This is a genomic window from Bifidobacterium sp. KRGSERBCFTRI (assembly GCF_025908335.1).
Genome location: NZ_CP109653.1, coordinates 1,833,163 through 1,852,841 on the forward strand (window position 1 = coordinate 1,833,163; position 19,679 = coordinate 1,852,841).

The 19,679-nt window shown below is 58.1% G+C and carries 18 protein-coding genes; 7 read left to right on the forward strand and 11 right to left on the reverse strand.

The window, feature by feature from the left end; translation table 11 throughout:
* The first annotated feature begins 16 nt into the window (after nt 1–16).
* The 4 genes from OGI63_RS07845 (at nt 17) to OGI63_RS07860 (ending at nt 2,661) form a co-directional block, all read left to right on the forward strand.
* Nucleotides 17–601: a cellobiose phosphorylase gene (locus OGI63_RS07845; protein WP_011742903.1), complete on the forward strand. Its 585-nt coding sequence runs from the start codon at nt 17–19 to the stop codon at nt 599–601.
* Nucleotides 583–777 carry a hypothetical protein gene (locus tag OGI63_RS07850; RefSeq protein ID WP_041777261.1) on the forward strand — a complete coding sequence of 65 codons (195 nt, stop codon included), beginning with the start codon at nt 583–585 and terminating at the stop codon, nt 775–777. The genes OGI63_RS07845 and OGI63_RS07850 overlap by 19 nt, the downstream gene beginning before the upstream one ends.
* 147 nt (nt 778–924) lie before the next feature.
* A complete protein-coding gene (locus tag OGI63_RS07855; RefSeq protein WP_011742902.1) occupies nt 925–1,758 on the forward strand; it encodes an alpha/beta hydrolase in 834 nt (277 codons plus the stop codon).
* 96 nt (nt 1,759–1,854) lie between these two features.
* Nucleotides 1,855–2,661 (forward strand): TetR/AcrR family transcriptional regulator, encoded by an 807-nt coding sequence (locus OGI63_RS07860; RefSeq protein WP_011742901.1) that lies wholly within the window; start codon nt 1,855–1,857, stop codon nt 2,659–2,661.
* Here the strand turns inward: OGI63_RS07860 and OGI63_RS07865 are convergent.
* The 3 genes from OGI63_RS07865 to OGI63_RS07875 form a co-directional block, all read right to left on the reverse strand.
* On the reverse strand, nt 2,639–3,550 hold the full coding sequence (locus tag OGI63_RS07865; RefSeq protein ID WP_011742900.1) for an ROK family protein: 912 nt from the start codon (nt 3,548–3,550) through the stop codon (nt 2,639–2,641). The two genes, OGI63_RS07860 and OGI63_RS07865, sit on opposite strands and share 23 nt — an antisense overlap.
* Before the next feature lie 122 nt (nt 3,551–3,672).
* Nucleotides 3,673–4,659, reverse strand: a complete 987-nt coding sequence (locus OGI63_RS07870; protein ID WP_011742899.1) for a beta-galactosidase — start codon at nt 4,657–4,659, stop codon at nt 3,673–3,675.
* Nucleotides 4,660–5,169 (reverse strand): beta-galactosidase, encoded by a 510-nt coding sequence (locus OGI63_RS07875; protein WP_231837105.1) that lies wholly within the window; start codon nt 5,167–5,169, stop codon nt 4,660–4,662.
* 47 nt (nt 5,170–5,216) lie between these two features.
* Here OGI63_RS07875 and OGI63_RS07880 point away from each other — a divergent pair, with 47 nt between their 5' ends.
* Nucleotides 5,217–5,864 carry a YesL family protein gene (locus OGI63_RS07880; RefSeq protein WP_050731444.1) on the forward strand — a complete coding sequence of 216 codons (648 nt, stop codon included), beginning with the start codon at nt 5,217–5,219 and terminating at the stop codon, nt 5,862–5,864.
* 21 nt (nt 5,865–5,885) lie between these two features.
* Here OGI63_RS07880 and OGI63_RS07885 read toward each other — a convergent pair whose 3' ends face one another.
* The gene (locus tag OGI63_RS07885; RefSeq protein ID WP_011742897.1) at nt 5,886–7,118 is read right to left on the reverse strand and encodes an ROK family transcriptional regulator; all 1,233 of its coding nucleotides are present in this window, start codon (nt 7,116–7,118) and stop codon (nt 5,886–5,888) included.
* 169 nt (nt 7,119–7,287) lie between these two features.
* Here OGI63_RS07885 and OGI63_RS07890 point away from each other — a divergent pair, with 169 nt between their 5' ends.
* Complete coding sequence (locus OGI63_RS07890) at nt 7,288–8,808, forward strand: xylulokinase (protein ID WP_011742896.1); 1,521 nt, start codon at nt 7,288–7,290, stop codon at nt 8,806–8,808.
* Nucleotides 8,809–9,010: 202 nt separating this feature from the next.
* Here OGI63_RS07890 and OGI63_RS07895 read toward each other — a convergent pair whose 3' ends face one another.
* From OGI63_RS07895 to OGI63_RS07925, 7 genes are all read right to left on the reverse strand, one after another.
* Nucleotides 9,011–9,640, reverse strand: coding sequence for a sugar O-acetyltransferase (locus tag OGI63_RS07895; protein ID WP_021913013.1), 630 nt, complete (start codon nt 9,638–9,640; stop codon nt 9,011–9,013).
* 62 nt (nt 9,641–9,702) lie between these two features.
* Nucleotides 9,703–11,103 (reverse strand): carboxylesterase/lipase family protein, encoded by a 1,401-nt coding sequence (locus OGI63_RS07900; protein WP_011742894.1) that lies wholly within the window; start codon nt 11,101–11,103, stop codon nt 9,703–9,705.
* Nucleotides 11,104–11,142: 39 nt separating this feature from the next.
* The gene (locus tag OGI63_RS07905; protein WP_231837104.1) at nt 11,143–13,089 is read right to left on the reverse strand and encodes a sialate O-acetylesterase; all 1,947 of its coding nucleotides are present in this window, start codon (nt 13,087–13,089) and stop codon (nt 11,143–11,145) included.
* Between the two features lie 86 nt (nt 13,090–13,175).
* Nucleotides 13,176–14,807, reverse strand: coding sequence for a glycoside hydrolase family 43 protein (locus OGI63_RS07910; RefSeq protein WP_011742892.1), 1,632 nt, complete (start codon nt 14,805–14,807; stop codon nt 13,176–13,178).
* 76 nt (nt 14,808–14,883) lie between these two features.
* On the reverse strand, nt 14,884–15,777 hold the full coding sequence (locus OGI63_RS07915) for a carbohydrate ABC transporter permease (protein ID WP_003808319.1): 894 nt from the start codon (nt 15,775–15,777) through the stop codon (nt 14,884–14,886).
* Nucleotides 15,777–16,820, reverse strand: coding sequence for a carbohydrate ABC transporter permease (locus tag OGI63_RS07920; protein WP_003808317.1), 1,044 nt, complete (start codon nt 16,818–16,820; stop codon nt 15,777–15,779). The genes OGI63_RS07915 and OGI63_RS07920 overlap by 1 nt, the downstream gene beginning before the upstream one ends.
* Nucleotides 16,821–16,920: 100 nt before the next feature.
* Nucleotides 16,921–18,195: an ABC transporter substrate-binding protein gene (locus tag OGI63_RS07925; protein ID WP_050731443.1), complete on the reverse strand. Its 1,275-nt coding sequence runs from the start codon at nt 18,193–18,195 to the stop codon at nt 16,921–16,923.
* A gap of 357 nt (nt 18,196–18,552) precedes the next feature.
* Here OGI63_RS07925 and OGI63_RS07930 point away from each other — a divergent pair, with 357 nt between their 5' ends.
* Nucleotides 18,553–19,572, forward strand: coding sequence for a LacI family DNA-binding transcriptional regulator (locus OGI63_RS07930; RefSeq protein WP_011742889.1), 1,020 nt, complete (start codon nt 18,553–18,555; stop codon nt 19,570–19,572).
* The last annotated feature ends 107 nt before the right edge of the window (nt 19,573–19,679 follow it).

Below are 19,679 nucleotides of genomic sequence, written 5' to 3' on the forward strand. Positions count from 1 at the left end.
CGACGAAAGGGCACCCATGCGCTACGGTCATTTCGATGATGCCGCAAAGGAATACGTGATTGAAACCCCGGCGACTCCCCTGCCGTGGATCAACTACCTTGGCAACGAGGACTTCTTCTCGCTGATTTCCAACACCGGCGGCGGCTACAGCTTCTACAAGGACGCCAAACTACGCCGCATCACCCGCTACCGGTATAACAACGTGCCGGCAGACAACGGCTCCCGCTGCTATTACCTGAGCCTGATGGACTCCGATTCCGCCGATGCCAAGCCGGTCGAAACCTGGTCGCCGACCTTCCTTCCGTGCAAGACCCCGCTTGATTCCTGCAAGTGCCGTCAAGGCATCGGCTACACCGTGTTCGAAGCTTCCAAGCGAGGCATCGAATCCAAGCTCACCGCCTTCGTGCCGCTGCACACCAATGCGGAAATCAATCGGCTCGACGTGACGAACACCACCGACGAGCCGGCCGTCATCGACGTGACCGGCTCCGTGGAATGGTGCCTGTGGAATGCCGTGGACGACTCGTCCAACTTCCAGCGCAACCTGTCCACCGGCGAGGTGGAGATTGGATTGGCGACGGTGTGTTGGACGGTTTCTTAGAGGACGAGTCCCCAACCCCGGGCGAGGGCAAGAACTCCTGGCTCACCGGCACCGCCGCGTGGACCTTCGTGGACGCGTCCCAATACCTGCTCGGCGTGCGCCCCACCCTCGACGGCGACACCGTCCCGATCCCGACCGATACCACCAAACCAGTCGAAGTCACCGTCACCTTCTGACGGATTGACTATCCGAGTATTGGAAACGGGCGGCCGTGGAAGCATTTTCGCGGCCGCCCGTTTCCAATACCCCCCAAGAGCGGGGAAACACGCAAACCGTGTACGGTAACACGGCATAACCACACGAACTTCATACGAATAGGATGGATGCCATGCAATATTTCATATTTCGAACACAAGATTCCCGGCATCGATGACAGCACGGCCACATTCGTCGGCTATTGCCTTGACAACAGCAAGGAGATCGACCCGGACCGCAGACGTCCATCCGTGCTGGTGATACCCGGCGGCGGCTATGAAATGACGTCTGATCGTGAGGCCGAGCCAATCGCCATGCAGTTCCTTGCAGCCGGTTTCAACGCCTTCGTGCTACGGTATTCCGTCAAACCGTCCGTATTCCCCGTCGCGTTGCTGGAAGCCGCAGAAGCGGTGCGACGCATGCGTGCGCACGCCGCCGAATGGCATGTCGACGGCGATCGAATCGCCGTCATCGGCTTTTCCGCCGGTGGCCACCTCGCCGCCAATCTTGCGACTTCCGCCAGTGACGACGTGCTCGCGGCACACGGCTATGATCCGGACGCGGTACGTCCGAACGCACTGATGCTCGCCTACCCGGTAATCACATCCGGACCGCTTGCGCACCGCGGCAGCTTCGACGCGCTGCTCGGCGACCGCAAGGCTGATGCCGAAGCGCTCGAACCCGTATCCATCGAGAAGCATATCGACGCCAAGACCCCACCGGTGTTCGTATGGCACACCGTTCCGGACGACTGCGTGCCCTACGAGAACACACTTATGCTCATCGATGCCTGCAAGAAAGCCGGCGTGAGCATCGAGGCGCACCTGTTCCCCAGCGGCGGGCACGGTCTGGCGCTGGGCACCGCGGAGACGGCGTGGCAAGGCGTCAACGGCATCGAGGAATGCGTGCAAGCTTGGCCGAAGCTGGCCGTCGCATGGATGCGCCGCACGCTTGCTCAGTGAATCCATCACGTGGCGGCCACCATCAAGTGGCCACCATCAAGTACAGTTGCACAACGGTGCAACAACCACCATTAACCAAGACCATAGGAGATTGACATGAGCGTTGCGGCATGGGACCGTTTTCTGCAGGAACAGGACAGCTGGCCCGCCGCGTCACGCGCCAACACTTCAACCCCCTATGGCACTCAGGCGCGCAACGCATTGGCGGGCAAGACCTTCGAGAAGAAAAAGCGCATGAGTCAGGAGGAGAGGCACCTGCAGATCCTCCAGGCGGCCGTCAAAATCATCGCCACCAAAGGATTCTGGGGCATGAGCCTGCAGGACATAGCCGACGAGATCGGCATCACCGAGGCGGCGCTCTACCATTACATTTCGTCGAAGGATGACCTGCTCAACATGGTGCTGTCGGAATGCTACGACACCCCCGACGCCGACGAGTACAATGCGGTGACCGCCGCCGTGACCGACAACGACGGTCATCGCGTGTATTTCTACCCCCGTTACTGTCTGAACATCGCACTGTACAATCTGCAGCGTCCGGAATTGGTGCAGTTGTATTCGGTGCTCAACGGCGAAGCGCTCAGTCCGACGCATCCGGCGCATAATTTCTTCATCGGCCGCCATATGCGCAATTGGGAGATGATCTGTTCGATGAACTGGATCCTGCCGACCGGCGTGGACGAGGAACGTTTCTACGACCTGTATACGCTGGCGATGAGCGCGATGGACGGTCTGCAATACCGTTGGCTGGGCGACGATTCGATGAATCTGCTTGAGGAATGGATGTCGATTTCCGACATCATCTTCCCGCCAAGCGAATGGGCCGGCTTCACCGATCCAAGCGAATACGACCCCGCCCCAGACCGCTGCCTGCTGCCGTTCACCTTATCGGCACGTCAGTAAGGCCGCCGACTTCCGTTTCGAAGGCGTAGTATGCGCCGATAAGGCCCGCGTTGTTCGTGTGGCGGCAACGTTTGACGGATGTGCGGAAATCGCCCCACTGCGGAATCCTGTCGAGCGCCGCGTTCACCATCGGCAAGAGCTGCTGTTCACGGCAGATACCGCCGCCGAGCAGTATGCATTCCGGATCGGTGGCTGCGGCGGTGTTGAAAATGGCGATCGCCAGGTAATCAATCCATTTGTCAACGATCTTGCGCACGCGCGGCTCGTCAAGCCTGCGGAACAGGGTGGCGGGCACGATGGAACCGGTCGGCACGTCGAATTCCTTGGCGTAGTCCTCGGCCAGCACGATGGTGGACAAATAGTTCTGCATGGTGTTGAACCCGCCGGTTTCATAGTTCGGAATCATCATGCCGAGCTCGCCCGCACGCCAATCCTTGCCACGGCGAATCCCGCCACCCAAAAACAGCGCGCCGCCGATGCCGGTGTCGATGGTGATCAGCGCGAAATCGTCGAGTTTGACGGCGTTGCCGGAGAGTTTTTCCGCCATGGCCGCGCAGTTCGCGTCGTTCTCCATCCAGGTCGGCACCGGCTTGTCAAGATATTCCTGCAGTTCCTTGCCGATCTCATGCTTGTACAGCATGCCCAACGCGCCGGCGGTGACGGCAACCTGTTTGCTGACGTCGATGAATCCCGGCACGCTCATGGCGATGCCGTCAAGCGGCGCGCGTTGGCCGTTGACGATGTGCGCGAGCGCCTGGTAGAAAGATTCCACGCTGTCGACCGGCGTGGCGACGGTGCCGGGGATGCCCATCCGGCCATCCTCGAACACCACGTAACGCGTGAAGAATGTGCCGATCTCGAACGCAAGAATGCGCCTCTTCGCAGTCATATCGCTATCTAACCTGTCTTCAATAGAGTTCAAAACCTGTGACCAGTATAGCGTCCGGCGACTTGCGCGGGCGTATTCGGTCGCGTCTGACGCATCCTGCCACGTGACGACGCCGATGCCGATTATCCGAGTTCGATCACGTTCACGCCGTACGGTTTGAGCCCGACCGGCCCGTCGACCACATGGCCGGTGAGCAGTTCCACACCGCCGTCGAGCTCGTCCAGGCACAGCCTCTTGTCGGATTCGCTGTTGTTGATGAGGAATGCGTAGCGGACGCCGTCATCGCCATAGCGTACGGACAGACTCACATCCTCCGGGGTGTCGAGCGGTTTCAGCCCCAGCTCCTTGATGATCGGGGCCATGAAGGCGCTCATACCGGTCTCGTCCAACAGCGTGCCCACGAAGTACGCCTTGCCTTTGCCGTACGTGTTGACGGTGAGCGCGGAATGGCCCGCGTAGAATTCGCCGCCACCATAGGCGGCGAGCCGTCTGGCGCCTTCGCGGTGGATGATGCTGGCCACGATCTCGCCCTTGGCATCAACCGCGTCGCCATGCACTTCGATGGTCTCGTCCGGCGCGAGCGCGTCGATTTCCTCCACCCATACGCCCATCAGGTCGCGCAATTTGCCGGGATAGCCGCCCGGCACCACGAGGTCGTGTTCGTCGTGGATGCCGGCCATGTAGCCGGTTATGAAGCTGCCGCCTTCGGATACGTAGGATTCCAGCGTTTCGGCGACGCCCGGCAGCACGGTGATGAGGGCGGGCGCGACCACCAGATCGTATTGTTTGAGCTTGTCGAGAGGCGTGGTGCTTTCGATGATGTCGACAGGCACGTTGCGTCGCCAGAACGCGCGATAGAAGCGGTGCACTTCGTTCGGATAGGAGAATCCGGCGGTTGGTCCGACGCAGCCTTCGAGAGACCAGTAGCTTTGCCAGTCGAACATGATGGCGACTTTCGCACGGATTTCCGATCCCATGATCCGCTTGCCGATGCGGTCCAGTTCCCCGCCGAGCGCCGCGGTCTCCTTGAAGACACGTGACTGTTCGGTGCCATCGTGCGCGATGACCGCGCCATGGAATCGTTCGCAGCCGCCGATCGACTGCTTCATCTAGAAGAACTGCACGGTGTCCGCGCCATGCGCCACGGCCTGCCAGCTCAGCTTGCGCACTTCGCCGGGACGCTTGACTTTGCAGAACGGGAACCAGTTCTGCTGGTTCGGGGTCTGTTCCATCAGCATGAACGGCTTGTTGCCGCCGATGCCGCGCATCAGGTCGTGGCACATGGCGGTGAAGCTCGGCGGAGTGTCCATGTCCGGATAGTTGTCCCAGCTGACCACGTCCATTTCCTTGGCCCATTCGAAATAGTCGAGGTCTTTGAACGTGCCCATGAGGTTGGTGGTGATCGGCGTGGCCGCGTCGTAAGCACGGATCGCGTCGCGCTCGTTCGTATAGCAGGCCAGCTGCGCCTGGTTTTGGAAACGACGGTAGTCCATCTGCAGGCCGGAGACCACGCATTTGGCGTCGCTGATGCCGTCGCCGTAGCTGACGGGCGGCACCACGTCGCCCCAATCGTAGATGGTGTGGCTCCAGAAATTGGCGCAACACGGAGCACTGGACAAATATCATCTCTATTTATATACTTATAAATAGCTGTTCAAGGAGGATCATGAAATTCAACACCAACGCCCCGTTCTGGCAGTTCATGAACACGTTGGCGCGCTTCACCGCGCTGAATCTCGTCTACCTGGTCACCCTGATTCCGAGCATCACCATCGGCCCGGCCCGCGCCGCCCTGTACAGCACGATGTTCGCCTATGACGAGCATGACGACGTCAATCTGGTACGCGAGTATCTCAAACGGTTCAAACGCGAGTTCAAACAGGGACTTGCGGCCTGGGTGCTCGTCGCCATCCTCGCCACCGCCATCCTCTTCGGCCTGTCGTTCTGGAAGGCGTGGGATACCAACGCCTCCTACATACCGCTGATCCTTCTGGTCATCGCCGCCGTGGTCGTGGCGCTGTTCGCCGAATACGTCGCACCGTTGCAGGCACGCTTCGCCAACACCACCGGCAGGCTCTTCTCGCTATCGGCGATGTTCCCCTGGCGAGCCTTCCCCTGCTCGCTCGTCCTCGTCGTCATCGACGTACTCGCGGCCGGCCTGTCATATTTCGTACCGTTCATACGCGTTCTCGCCATCCTCTTCGGCATCGCCTGGGTGGCGTATGCGAAATCCCTCATTCTGCTGTGGGGCTTCAAACGGTATGGCGGAACGGGCAAAGTGGAGAATCCGCAATATGTCAATGCGCACGAGTGACGTTGCGGCGGCGCTCAGGAATCATGCTTTGTCGGTGATGAACGTCAGCGGATTGTCGATGAATTTGCGCAAGCCGACTTCCGCGGCACCGTACAACGCCGGATGGTCGGCCACCAACGGGATGGACACGCTCACCTGCATGTCCGACGCCCCCAAGACCTGCGATTCCAAACGGTTTTCGAGCGTTTCGTAGAAGAACGGCCCGAAATCGGTCCACCAACCGCCCAGCAGCACGGTATCGACATCGACCAGATTCAGTGCGGAGCCGATGGCCGAGGCCAGCGCGTCGATGGCCCGTCCGACGGCTTCCACGGTCCGCACATCATGGGAATGCCATGCGTCCAACAGACGCTCCAGTGCCTCACCGCTCGAAGCCGCATTCTTTTCGGCCACTCCGGAAGCCTCGACCAGCGCGCGACGGCCAGCATACGTTTCCAAACATCCGCGTCGTCCGCATCCGCACAGCGGACCGTCCAAAGACACCGACACGTGACCGATCTCACCGGCGAAACCGTGGCTTCCCGACACGATCTCACCGTCACGGACGATCGCGCCGCCGATGCCGATATCGCACGACAGATACAGGAAGGAGTCGGCGCAATCCACGCCATCGAACACGTCCGCACGCGCACAGGCATATCCCGGAATCTGCGCGATGGCGGCCAGCTTCGCCTCATTGCACGGGGTAACGTCATACCCTCGCATAACGTCGAACGTGGTCAGATCGACATTCTCCCAACCGAGATTGCGGGCCATGAGCAGCCTCTTGTCGGAGGTGACCAAGCCCGGCAGCGCACACGAGACGCCCGCGATGATGCATCGTTTCGATTCCAGATCCTCAGCCATCGCCTTGGCCATGGCGTCAAGCTTGCCGAATACGACGTCCGGCTCGACGCCGCTCATGTCGGCATCCACCCATTCGTGCCTGAGTATGTCGTGGTTGATGTCCAAAGCCATGCATCCATAGCCGTCGGTGTTGACCTGCATGCCGATGCCGCACACCTTGCCGCCTCCCAGCATCAACGGCGTGGACGGGCGCCCATAGCTGGCCGAGTTCTGCGGCTCACCCTCCTTGACGACGCCCGCATCGATCAGCAGCGACACCAGCAACGACATCGTCGCCTTGGTCAGCCCGGTCTCCTTGGCAAGATCCGCTCGGCTCATCGGCCCGGAGGCACGCAGTAGCGTGTCAATCACCACCGAAAGATTGTGATTGCGCAGATCGTCCTGATTGATCCTGCGAAGAGATACCATAGCCGTTCCCGTCCCTGCCCTGTTTGCCGTGTTGCCGCATCAGCATGAATTTCCCGAACCGATGTTCCGGAGCCTTTCCTGATGCTACACTACTATAGTATAGTTTATTCATCTAACTATTAACCGTGCGCCACCGGCGAACGGCACATGCAAGGAGGCAACACAAACTATGGCAAGGACTCTGGTTGCAGGCGTCGACACATCGACGCAGTCCTGCAAGGTACGCGTGACGGACGCCGAAACCGGCGAGCTTGTACGATTCGGGCAGGCCAAACACCCGAACGGCACATCCGTCGACCCCTCATACTGGTGGAGCGCATTCCAAGAGGCCGCCGAGCAGGCCGGCGGCCTGGACGACGTATCCGCGCTGGCCGTCGGCGGCCAGCAGCACGGCATGGTGATCCTCGACAACCAAGGCAATGTGATCCGCGATGCGATGCTGTGGAACGACACCAGTTCGGCGCCCCAGGCTGCGGCTCTGATCGAAAAGCTCGGCGCAGCGCCCGCACAAGACGGCGAGCCGGAAGACCCAATCGCCCGAGGCAAGCAGCGTTGGGTCAAGGCCGTAGGCTCCTCCCCCGTCGCATCCTACACGCTGACCAAGGTGGCATGGGTGGCCGAGAACGAGCCCGAAAACGTCAAGAAAATCGCCGCCATCTGCCTACCTCATGACTGGCTGAGCTGGCGCATCGCCGGTTACGGCCCGGTCGCCGAAGGCGAGGACGCCCATCTTGAAGCCCTGTTCACCGACCGCTCCGACGCCTCCGGCACCATCTACTACGATGCCGCGTCGAACGAATACCGCCGCGACCTGATCGCCATGGTGCTCGAGGCCGCGGAAGGCGCCAAAGCCGCGCAATCGCACGCCGAGGCCATCGTGCTGCCCACCGTGCTGGGGCCGCGCGACGCCGCCCCCGTCAAGGCCGATCCGGCCATCGCCGGCAAGAACGTCGAAGGCGGCTGCCTGCTCGCCCCCGGCGGCGGCGACAACGCCATGGCATCGCTGGGACTGGGCATGGCCGTCGGCGACGTGTCCATTTCCCTGGGCACCTCCGGCGTGGCCGCAGCCATCTCCGAGAACCCAACCTACGACCTGACCGGCGCCGTATCCGGCTTCGCCGACTGCACCGGGCACTACCTGCCGCTGGCCTGCACCATCAACGGTTCGCGCATCCTCGACGCCGGCCGCGCCGCCCTCGGCGTGGATTACGACGAACTGGCCAAGCTGGCCTTCGCCTCCAAGCCCGGCGCCAACGGCATCACCCTGGTGCCGTACTTCGACGGCGAACGCACGCCGAACCGCCCGAATGCCACCGCCACCTTCTCCGGCATGACTCTGGCCAACACCACACGCGAGAACCTGGCCCGCGCCTTCGTCGAAGGACTGCTGTGCTCCCAGCGCGACTGCCTGGAGCTCATCCGATCCCTGGGCGCAAGCATCACGCGCATTCTGCTCATCGGCGGCGGCGCGAAGTCCGAAGCTATCCGCACGCTGGCACCAAGCATTCTGGGCATGGACGTGACCCGACCCGCCACCGACGAATACGTGGCCATCGGCGCGGCCCGCCAGGCCGCCTGGGTGCTGTCCGGCGAAACCGAGCCTCCGGCATGGCAACTCACCATCGACGGCGTGGAGACCGGCGAACCGACCGAAGCCGTATACGAAGCCTACGCCAAGGCCCGCGGCTGATCCATCACCGCAGGAATTCAGGCATAGGGCCGGGAAGCTTCCCAACAATGGGGCTTCCCGGCCCTATGCTGATTCATGAACCATACTCATAGAAACGACAATATGAACGACAGCTTCCGTATAAGGCTTTACGCGCTCACCTGCATCGCATGGCTGGAGAAATCGATTTGCCGTCAACACCCCCTATGAAACGTTTGCAAAACTACAGCAAACCTTCCACATCGGCGAAGGCAGGGTCATGTTCGGGAATCTCACGAATCACATGCGCTGGATTGCCCACGGCTATGACATTCTCCGGAATGTCACGTGTCACCACGGACCCGGCGCCGATGATGGAATTCGACCCGATGGTCACCCCCGGCGTGACCGTCACATTGGCGCCGAACCACACGTTATCACCGATGGTCACGGCACTGGCATGCTCCCAGCCCGCCAGGCGGGTGGCAGCGTCCTTGGCATGGTTGGGTGTGGCGATGGTGCAGCGCGGACCGATCAGACAATCCTCACCGAGCGTCACATATCCGCCGCCGCACACCATGAAATCCTTGTTGAGGAACGTGCCGCGGCCAATGGTCAATCCGATACCATAATCGACATTGAACGGCGGCGTGAACTGCACGCCCTCCCCCGCGTCCGGGACCAGCTCGTGAAACAAACGGTACGCCTCGTCCGGATCATCGAAGAAGATGCGGTTGATCTTCGCGCAGGCGCGCATGGCCTCGCCTGTGAATTTCGGCAGCGACTTCGATTTGCGATATTGCGTCGGCTTGCCGGCGAACAGTTTGGTCAGATCCTCGTCGGACGCGATCAGCGCTTCCGTCTCCTGCGTCATATCCGTCTCCTTCATCACATTCCACCGCACTATAGTGAACGCTCACACCATACTATATTCACTTACTTGACCATGACGCATGAAACGTTACCCGGCGTATCGTGGCATCCACCGAACAGCATATATCGTTGACCATCAGGTCCGCATGCCGTCCACTCAGGCAATCCGGAACCGTTCGGATCACCTGTCGCCGCGAAATTCACCCAATATCGATTCATCGCATGGGACAAATCGTAATGCCAGCCTCGAAACGGCCGCCAGCTCGCAGGGAGCGTTCCGAACGAAAACCATAAATCGGACGAATGAAACGCACCGGCATCATCCCCCGGCATATCCACATCGAATCGATACCTGTATGGTTCCGAGCCGCCGCCTGACACCCATGCATCGATCATATCCAGATTGCCGCACTCACCCTCCGGATACGGAGTGCCATCAGGGCCCGGAACCATGAACTCGCCGGTCGTGTTCCCCACCAACAAATCACACGGAACGCGATGTCCCGCAATAAGCGCATCACGGTATTGCTCGACAAGGAATGTCCCATCGACGCAGGGAATCCAATTAGTCATCGGAGCCCATACGACATCATCACCCTGCCCAGACCAATCGCAAGCAGGAAAAGTCACCGCCGCCTCCAGCAGATCAGTCGCAGGAACAGAACGCGCCTCGGCAATCGATTCAACTTCCAGATACTTCAAAAAACGCGCTCCATTTCGCTGCGCATCCTCAAGAGACCACAGATGGCGATTGAACAGACCAGTTCCACCTCCAGACTGCATGATGACGCGTTGGAACAGACCATCGTTCATCGGCGAGACACTTTGCGCCAACGCGCTTGCGGCCCCTGCGGACTGGCCGAACACGGTAATGTTCGCAGGATCACCACCAAACAAGGCAATATTGTCCTTTACCCACTGAATGCCCATCCGCTGGTCAAGAAATCCGAAATTCGCACAAGGCCGTCCATCAACCGCTTCCTTTTCCAACATGGCATGCGCGAAAAAACCAAACACATTCAACCGATAAGCAATGGAGACCACCACCACGCCCTGACGGGCCAGCTGCTCTCCATTGAACTCCTTCTCACAGGTAGATCCAGTCTGAAACGCTCCACCGTAAAGCCATACCATCACAGGCAGCCCATGACCATCGCAACGGGAATCCGTACGAATCTCGGAACCACTGCCGCATCCACGCAAGGCCGGCGTCCAGATATTCAGATACAGACAATCCTCAGCCATCGGAGTGTCAGCGTCAATCTGCCATTCCCTGCCGTAGAACTCATCCGAGCCGGGCAGCGGCTGCATCGGCATCGGCGCGAAATCACCGGCTTCGAGCACGCCATCCCACGCTTCAGCAGGTTGTGGCTCACGCCAGCGTAACTCATCAACAGGCGGCTTGGCATATGGAATGCCCCGAAACACGGTGATCACAGGATCCGCGTCGGAGAATCCGGACACATCCTTGACGAATCATGACTTGTCTGCGCATGACTGCTCCTAATCAACCATGGGCAACGGCAGATGAAACGGCGGAAGCAGAACACCGTCCCCGTCGCAGATGAGACCGGATTCCGGGCTGTTGCTCCACGCATACCGCACCTCGTCCGGCATGCGCGACGGTATGCGCGCCACAATATCGCAACCATCCAGCCATGCCTCAGCCCGCACCGAAGTGGCGCAGTCGTGCCACAGGAAATCAATTTCTCGCGGAACGTCACCATCCAACGTCATCAGATGGCGATTCTGCGATTGCATCTGTTCGCCCATGGAATTCCGCCACACGCAGTGCATCCTCAACAATCCATCGTCCGCCTCTGCGGTTTCAACAACCGGCTGAGGCTGAGCCTGCTGGCCATACACAAAATCCATCGCGACATTGAATGCACGATCCGCGATGGTTTTCTTATCATGAGGATGCAAATCATTGCTTTCACCGGCATCAAGCGTCACCACCGCAGCCACGTGTTCAAGTTCGTCCGCCACTCTCCATTCCTGTTCTCGAATAAGCGGCCAACCACCATCCTCGATGGCGTCGATGTCGAATTTTGGAAGCTGGACGATCAGAAACGGCATATCCGGCTGATGCCATTTGACGCGCCACAATTGAATCATGGCCTTCAGCTCGTCACCATATTGCATGGCGCGATCGCCGGTATTCGATTCGCCCTGATACCACAGCACGGCCCGCACCGCATATGGAAAACACGGGGCGAGCATGGCGTTGTACAGGCCGGTCGGCTTCCATCTGACGAAATCCTCGAATGGGCAATCGCGGTCAGCTTCGGCGGTCACGGCATACTGCCAAATGCCGGACAGGTCGAAGATATCGTCTCCGATGGTCAGTGTCATCCGTTTGCCGGGCGTCACACGGCCGCCGGGCCGTTCAACGACCAGACGCATGCGGATTTCGTTCGCGCCGGCGCGCAACACGCCGGCTGCGACCGGATAGTCCCGCGGCTCATACACATTGCTTCGCCCACCGACCAACACACCATTGACCCACGTATGGTCGGCATCATTCATGGTGCCCAGACGCAGTAGGGCGGGCTTCCCCGCATCCGACGGAGGCAGGAACACGGTTTTTCTCATGGTAATCTCGCCGCGGAAACCGGCAAGTCCGCGATCCTTGTACCATCCAGGCAGGCGTATGTCATGCCATGCCACGTCGCGCGGCTCGATGTTCTTGGATTCCGGACAGTCCCACGCGATCAATGGCAGCCATTCATGGTGGGCATCGGCCACAGCCTCGTATCCAAGCGCCTGATACCACCGGTCCCGTTCGGCAACGGAATCGCGGCTTTTCTTCGACGCCACGCCATCGCCAAGATACGGCTCAAGGTCAGCGAGCGCTTCGGGGAACGCCCGCAATGCGTCGGCATCCATCCAGGATTCAATCGGCGATCCGCCCAATGAAACGTTCAACAGGCCGACGGGCACATTCAGCCACCGACGGATCCTGCGTCCGAAGAAATAGGCGAGCGCGGAGAAATCCCCAAGGGTTTCCGCATCGCACCCCTGCCAGAATGCATGGTCATGATCGCTGCGGGGACCGTTGAAGTCGCAATCGGGAATCGCTTTGTATTGCCGCAGCAATGGGTCAGGCTCACGATCCCACTCCAACGGATAGTCCGCACGCACCCAAGCCATGGGCAGTTCCATGTTCGACTGTCCCGAACACAGGAACACTTCTCCCGCATAGCATTGGCGCGAGATGCATTCGGTTCCGTCCTCATAACGCACCGTCAAATCGTACGGTCCGCCTGCTGTGATCGGACCGTACGACACGCTCCATGAGCCGTCGTCCCCCACCCGTGTAGTCCGGTCCTTGCCATCGAGGCGTACCAGCACGCCGCGTCCAGGGTCGCCGGTGCCCCAGATATGTATGGTCGCACCGGCCTGCAGCACGCAACCGTCGTCAAGCAGTTTCGGCAATCGCAAGACCATGCTCGTCCGCTCCTCATTGCCCATAGATTTCAATGCCGTCGAGTATGCCGGCTGACGACGGACGCTCTGTCGCCAGCCGGCACTGTCTACTGGTTATCGGAAAGCTCCCGATAGTCGAAGTAGTCGAATTCGGCCTGCGCGCCGTAGCCGGACAGATCGACGCAGGCAAGTCCCACGAACGCGCCTGTGAAGAAGCCGCCGTAACGTTGGTTCACGTAATCGTCGGACAGGATCTTCGCATCGAGCTTGACCGGAATCTCGGTGAAATGTTCTCCGTCGAAGGAATATTCGTAGGAATAGTATTCCGTGCGGACCTTGGTGCGCAGCCATACCGCTTCGGCGTCTTCGGGCACTACGATGGCGTCATCCTTGAGGAACGACGTATATTGGTTGAAATCGTTCTGAGCCACTTCGATGACCCTTGCATGTCGTTTCTCATCCCAAGTGACAAACGCCCATGACCAGCACAGGTCATCGTAATAGTTGGTCAGGCCTGCCATCTGCATGTAATTCTTCGGATCGAAACGCACCTTGGTTTCGGCGTCGAAATCAAATGCCTGCCAGCGACGAGCCACAAGAGACAAGTCAAACAGGTTGCACAGCGAGCCCTGACCACGCAATGCCAGTTTGCCACCGCCCACCGTGCCCATGGCGTCGGTGAACGGGACGCGTAGAGTGTTCCAATTCGGACCGAGCTCGCCGGAATCGAACTCATCATGTTCGTCACGCGTTGTTGGGGCCAAAGTCTCGATGGCATCTTTCGGAGCATCAACGTAACGCTGTCCGCCGTGACCTCCGACCACGCGCGGCCAACCGTCCTCATCCCATTCGACTTTCTGGATGGAGGTCTCGCGTCCGAGTGTGCACCATCCGCGGGTGCCATGGGCCGGTTCGGTATCATGACGCCACGGACGACCGCATAGGGAGGCGTAATACCACTCGCCGGACGGGGTGTCCACCAACGCTCCATGGCCCTGCTTCTGCAAATAGGTGTCAGGAGTGTCGAAGTTACCGATGAACGGGCCATTCGGCATAACTTCGAAGGAGTATTCGTCAAGGGTACGGGAACGCGCCACAGATTCCTGATGTTCATACACCGTGCCGCCTTCTGCGGCAAACAGGTAGTACCAACCATCCTTCTTGTATAGGTGGGGACCTTCGGTGATCTTCACCGAAGTGCCATCCCAGATGGTGCGGGCCGTTTCTGGCTTGAGCTTCATGGTGTCGACGTCGAATTCCGTCAACGTGATGCCGTCGAACTGGTGGTGGTATTCACGGAAATCCCATGTCTGCTGCACCAAGTATTTGCGGCCGTCGTCGTCATGGAACAGGCTGGCGTCAAAACCGACCCCGTTGATGCGAACCGGCTCGCTCCATGGCCCGTGGATGTCCTCGGCGGTGACCAAATAATTAGTGCAATCCTTGAATGCACCATTGACCACCTTGACATCAGTGTAGATCAACCAGAATTTGTTATCCGCATAGCTTAGGTCAGGAGCCCAGATGCCTCCCGAAGAGGGGTTTCCTCTCATATCAAGCTGGCTGGACCGGCTCAACGGGCTTGGAAGAATGTTCCAATGCACCAGGTCCTTGGACTCATGCAGGCGAACGCCTGGGAACCATTCGAAAGTGGAATTGGCAATGTAATAAGTGTCACCGACGCGAATCATTGAAGGATCGGCATGAAAACCGGTGAGCACCGGGTTGGAAATCTTCATAATGTACCTCTTGCATAAGAGATGAAGCCCGGAAGACGGAAAGGAACATCTTCCGGGCGTGGATTGTCACATTTCGTCAGCCCTTGACCGCACCTGTCAGGCCGCCGACGATCTTCTTCTGGAAGATGGTGAAACAGATCAGGGCCGGAATCATAGCCAGAGAGGTGAAGGCCAACACCTGTGCGGTGTCAACGGAGTGTTCGGAGCTGAACATCTGTACGCCAAGTGGCAATGTGTACTTGTTGGCATCACTGAGCACGAACAGCGGCAGCATGTAGGCATTCCAGCTTCCCACGAAGGTGAGGATTCCAGTGGTGGCCACGCCAGGCATGGACAGCGGAATGACCATGCGCCAGAAGAAGCCAAGGCGGGAGCATCCATCGAGAAGACAGGCCTCCTCAAGCTCATTAGGAATCGACTGTAGGAACGGCACCAAGATGATGATGGTCTGAGGAAGTCCGAAGGCAATTTGCGGAAGGATCAGACCCCACAGGGAGTTGGCCAGACCCAGATTGCGAATCAGCAGATACAAAGGTGTAATGCCAACGGTCATCGGGAACATGAGACCAGCAGAGAACAACGCGTACATAAGCGGCGCATAGCGGAATTTGTATCGGGCGATGACAAAGCTCACCATGATGCTAAGCACCACGACACCTACCATGGTGGCGATACCCACGATGGTAGAATTCTTCAGTTCCGTCCAGAAAATATCACTTTCGAAGACCGTCTTGTAGTTGTCGGGGACCCATGGGTTCGGCATCCCGGACGGATGGTTGGTGATCTGCGAATTGGTACGGAAACCGCCGAAGATAATGTACAACACCGGAGTGATGCAGATGGCCACAAGCACCAGGGAGAAGAAGTAGACGATTGGGTTGCCCCATGGCGTCTTGGATGACTTACGGTAACCATTCTTCTTGCTGTACTCGCTTTTGTTGGAATGTCCTGCGATTGTTGCGGCAGTCATCACTTCACCTCACTTGCCAGGGCAGCAACCTCACGATGCTGCACTTCTTTTGCGCGCTTCCTGGCACGCTTCTCGGCTTCTTTCTGTTCAGTAACAGCACCGTCCAAGTCACGGTTCAGCACGAACTTCTGATAGACGAGTGCGATGATCAAAGAGATCACGAAGATGATCAGAGCAACGGCGGAACCATAGCCATAGTTGCCGGCTCCACGACCTTCACGCACCATGTAGGTGGCCATGGTGGACACACCAGCGGTGGTCGACACATACTTGCCCCACACGATATAGACCAGATCGAAAAGCTGCAGAGAGCCAATCATGGAAAGGAACACCCAGATCCGCAACGTCGGAGCAAGCAACGGCAACGTGATGCTTTTCTGCATCTGCCAGAAACTCGCCCCATCCACCTTGGCTGCTTCATACAGTTCCTCGGGAATGGATTGCATGCCGGCGAGCATCAGAATTACGGCGAAACCGACGTATTTCCAGCTGATCAGCAACAGCAGCGTCCAAATAGCGATCTTCGGGTCGGCCAGCCAATCGGGACCATTGATGCCGAAGTTGGCCAGAATCTCATTGATGGCGCCCTTCTTCTGCAGCAACAGGCTCCATCCTGTGCCGACGATGACCTCGGAAACGACATACGGCACGAAGATGAGGGTGCGGATGAGACCACGCCCCTTGAACTTCTGGTTCAGCAGCAATGCGAACAGGATGGCGAGCGGAGCCTGGATGACCAACGAGCCGATCACGACCTCGAAGGTATGCAGAATTGCCGCCTGGAACGCGGGATCCTTAAGCGCTGTGATGTAGTTCTGGAGACCAACGAATTTACCTGTCTTGGAGGGAAGTCCGTAACCCTTCCACTGATAGAAGCCGTAATAAGCACCCAAGACGATAGGCAGAATCACAAAGCAGACGAACAGAAGAATCGCAGGTGCGGACAGTACGAAAATCTCAACATTACGACGCATTTTGCCATCGGACGGTTTCTTGGACCGCTTAGCGCGCAGCGTCACCGCGTCTTTGCTTGTACTTGACATGGTTTTCTCCACTACCAGATACGTTTCTCGAATAGGAAGGAGGGCAGATGAAAATCTGTCTATCCACCCTCCTTTGGCCTTCAACCAGCCATGTTCACTGTCAGCCCTTGGCCGCTGCGTCCTTCATCGCCTTGACGATGTCAGCCGAAGTCCCCTGTCCGGAAAGCAGATTCACCACTCCGGAATTAAGAGCGTTGCCAATATTTCCGCCGAGAGCGGTATCCATCCACAGCTGCATGCCATCGGACTTTTTCATAGCTTCGATGATGGCTTTAAGATTTTCATCGGTAACCGCATCGTAAGCTTCGGCGGAAGCCGGAATGGTGCTGAACGCAGTGGCGTATTTCTCCTGATTTGATTTCTCAGCCATGAAATTGACGAAATCAACAGCAGCGTCCGGAGCCTCGGGATTGACAGCGAAACCGGTCACAGCGCCCATCAAAGCACCTTCCTCGCCTTTTCCTCCGTCCACGGTCGGGAAGGCGAAGAAGCCAAGGTCAGCCATTGGCTTCTTGTCCGGAGTCAGGTCCTTGAGAACTCCAGGCTCCCATGTGCCCATGAGCTCCATCGCAGCCTTATGATTGGCCAGCAGACCTGCGGACGAGCTGGCGCCCTGCTGGGCCGTCGTGGTGAGGAATCCTTCGTTAAAAGCATTCGCATCCAACAAATCCTTCAGATCATCTCCGGCCTTGGTCCAGCAGGAGTCGGAGAAGTCCTTGTCATTGACGCCCTTGGCGTAGGCCTTCGGAGAGCATTCGCGCATGGACAACCAGTAGTACCAGTGACCGACCGGCCAAGCATCCTTGCCGCCGAGTGCGATCGGATCGATGCCAGCGCTGCGAAGCTTCTGCACATCGGTCTTCAGCTCGCTGAAGGTGGTCGGCGCGGCATCGATGCCAGCCTGCTTGAACAGATCCTTGGAATACCAGATGCCACCAGGCTGCACAGTGACTGGAACACCATAGACCTTGCCGTCATAGGACATGGACTCCAGCGCAGAAGACATCTGCTTCTTGACGGTGTCACTGATCTTATCAGTGAGGTCCATGGTCTGTCCGGCGTCAATCATGTCCTTGGTCTTGGCTCCACCAAGGGTCATGTACACATCCGGGCCGGAGGCGGGATCCTGCATAGCGGTGGTCAGCTTGCCTTCGAAATCCTCGTTTTGGATGGCCTGAATCTGAACCTTGACACCAGTCTTCTTCTCGAACGCTTTGGCCATATCCTCCCAATACTGCTTGCCGTCACCAGCTGTTGCGTTATGCCAGAACGTAATGGTCTTATCGTCTTTAGCACCAGTGCTGGAGCCGCAGGCACCCATGCCCAACATGGTCGCCACCGCAAGAGTGGCAGCTGCAATGGTTCTGAACTTCATTGTCTTCTCCTTATTGACCAAATCATCATCGACAAAATGATGGCAACGACAGGAATTTCTCTCGAATGGGTCGAATCGGGAAGCATGACCGCAACGAATGCTGCTGCAGCTCCCCTGGCAGACAGAGAATCAGCCTTTGACTCCCTTCGAAAATTTCCATTTCGTTTTCGTTGTACCTATAGACTACCGAAACAAATCACACAAAGTCAAGTTTTTTGTAAAATCAGAAAACTAATTATTTTTCGTTGATTTTACAACGTTTTTAAGTATTGCCAACATATCGAAAGTTTCGAAAAACGCAAACCGAAACTTTCGTTCGCGTTTTCGGATATGATGAGCATGAAGAAGGAGTGACTCATGCGCAATACGACAAAGAAAGCTACGGTACGACTCTCTGACATAGCTAAAGAGACCGGTTATTCCCTTTCCACCGTATCCAAGGCGCTCAACGGCAGAGCCGACGTTTCCGAAGAGACGCGGCAAACCATCAACGCGGTGTTGAAACGGTATGGGTATTCCCGTAAAGCGACAGGCGCGAAAAGCCAACGAATTATCGAAATCGTGTTCCAAGATTTCGATAATGTTTGGGCCCTTGAAGTACTCCGTGGCGCCATTCGCGAAGCCAAGTTGCATGATTTGAACGTCATCACCACCGAAGGCGGCAATCGCCAGCACCCGGACTCATCCTGGATTGACAACATGCTGCGTCGGCAGACAGATGGCGCCATTCTTGTCTTCTCCAGTCTGACACGTATCGAACGGAACAAACTGCATTCCAGAGGTATTCCCTTCGTCTTGTTCGATCCATTCGGTAATCCAGATCCAGACACGCTGTCGGTGCAAGCGGACAACTGGACCGGAGGCGTAATCGCCACCAGGCATCTGCTCGCACTCGGACATACCCGCATAGGCATCATCACCGGACCGGAGGAAATGATGTGTTCCAAAGCACGTCTGGACGGATATACATCAGCGCTTGCGGAACATGGAATCGAAACCGATCCCGAACTTATCACCGAAGGCGATTTCACCACTTCCGGCGGTTACGCACAGTCCATCTCCCTGTTGAAACGACCAAATCGTCCGACCGCAATCTTCGCCGGCAGCGATCTGCAGGCCATGGGCGTCTACGAGGCGGCAAGACAGCTGGGATTACGTATTCCGGAGGATTTATCCGTGGTCGGATTCGACGATGTGCAGACTGCCGCATTCCTTGGCCCGGCGCTGACCACCGTACGGCAGCCGCTCCAAGACATGGCAAGGGCCGCCGTACGCATGCTGGTCGAGGCGCTGTCCACCGACGACGTGATCCAACCGCACATCATCATGCCGACATCGCTAGTGGTACGCAACAGCACACAGCAACTCGAGGGTTAATCAGCGGGGCAAACCTCACAGGCACAACCGTAAGGGAGAACACAGCGCTCCTAGCCTTTCGACCCGTTTTCACCTCGTTCTAAGACGGCCCGTCGGAACACCAGCAG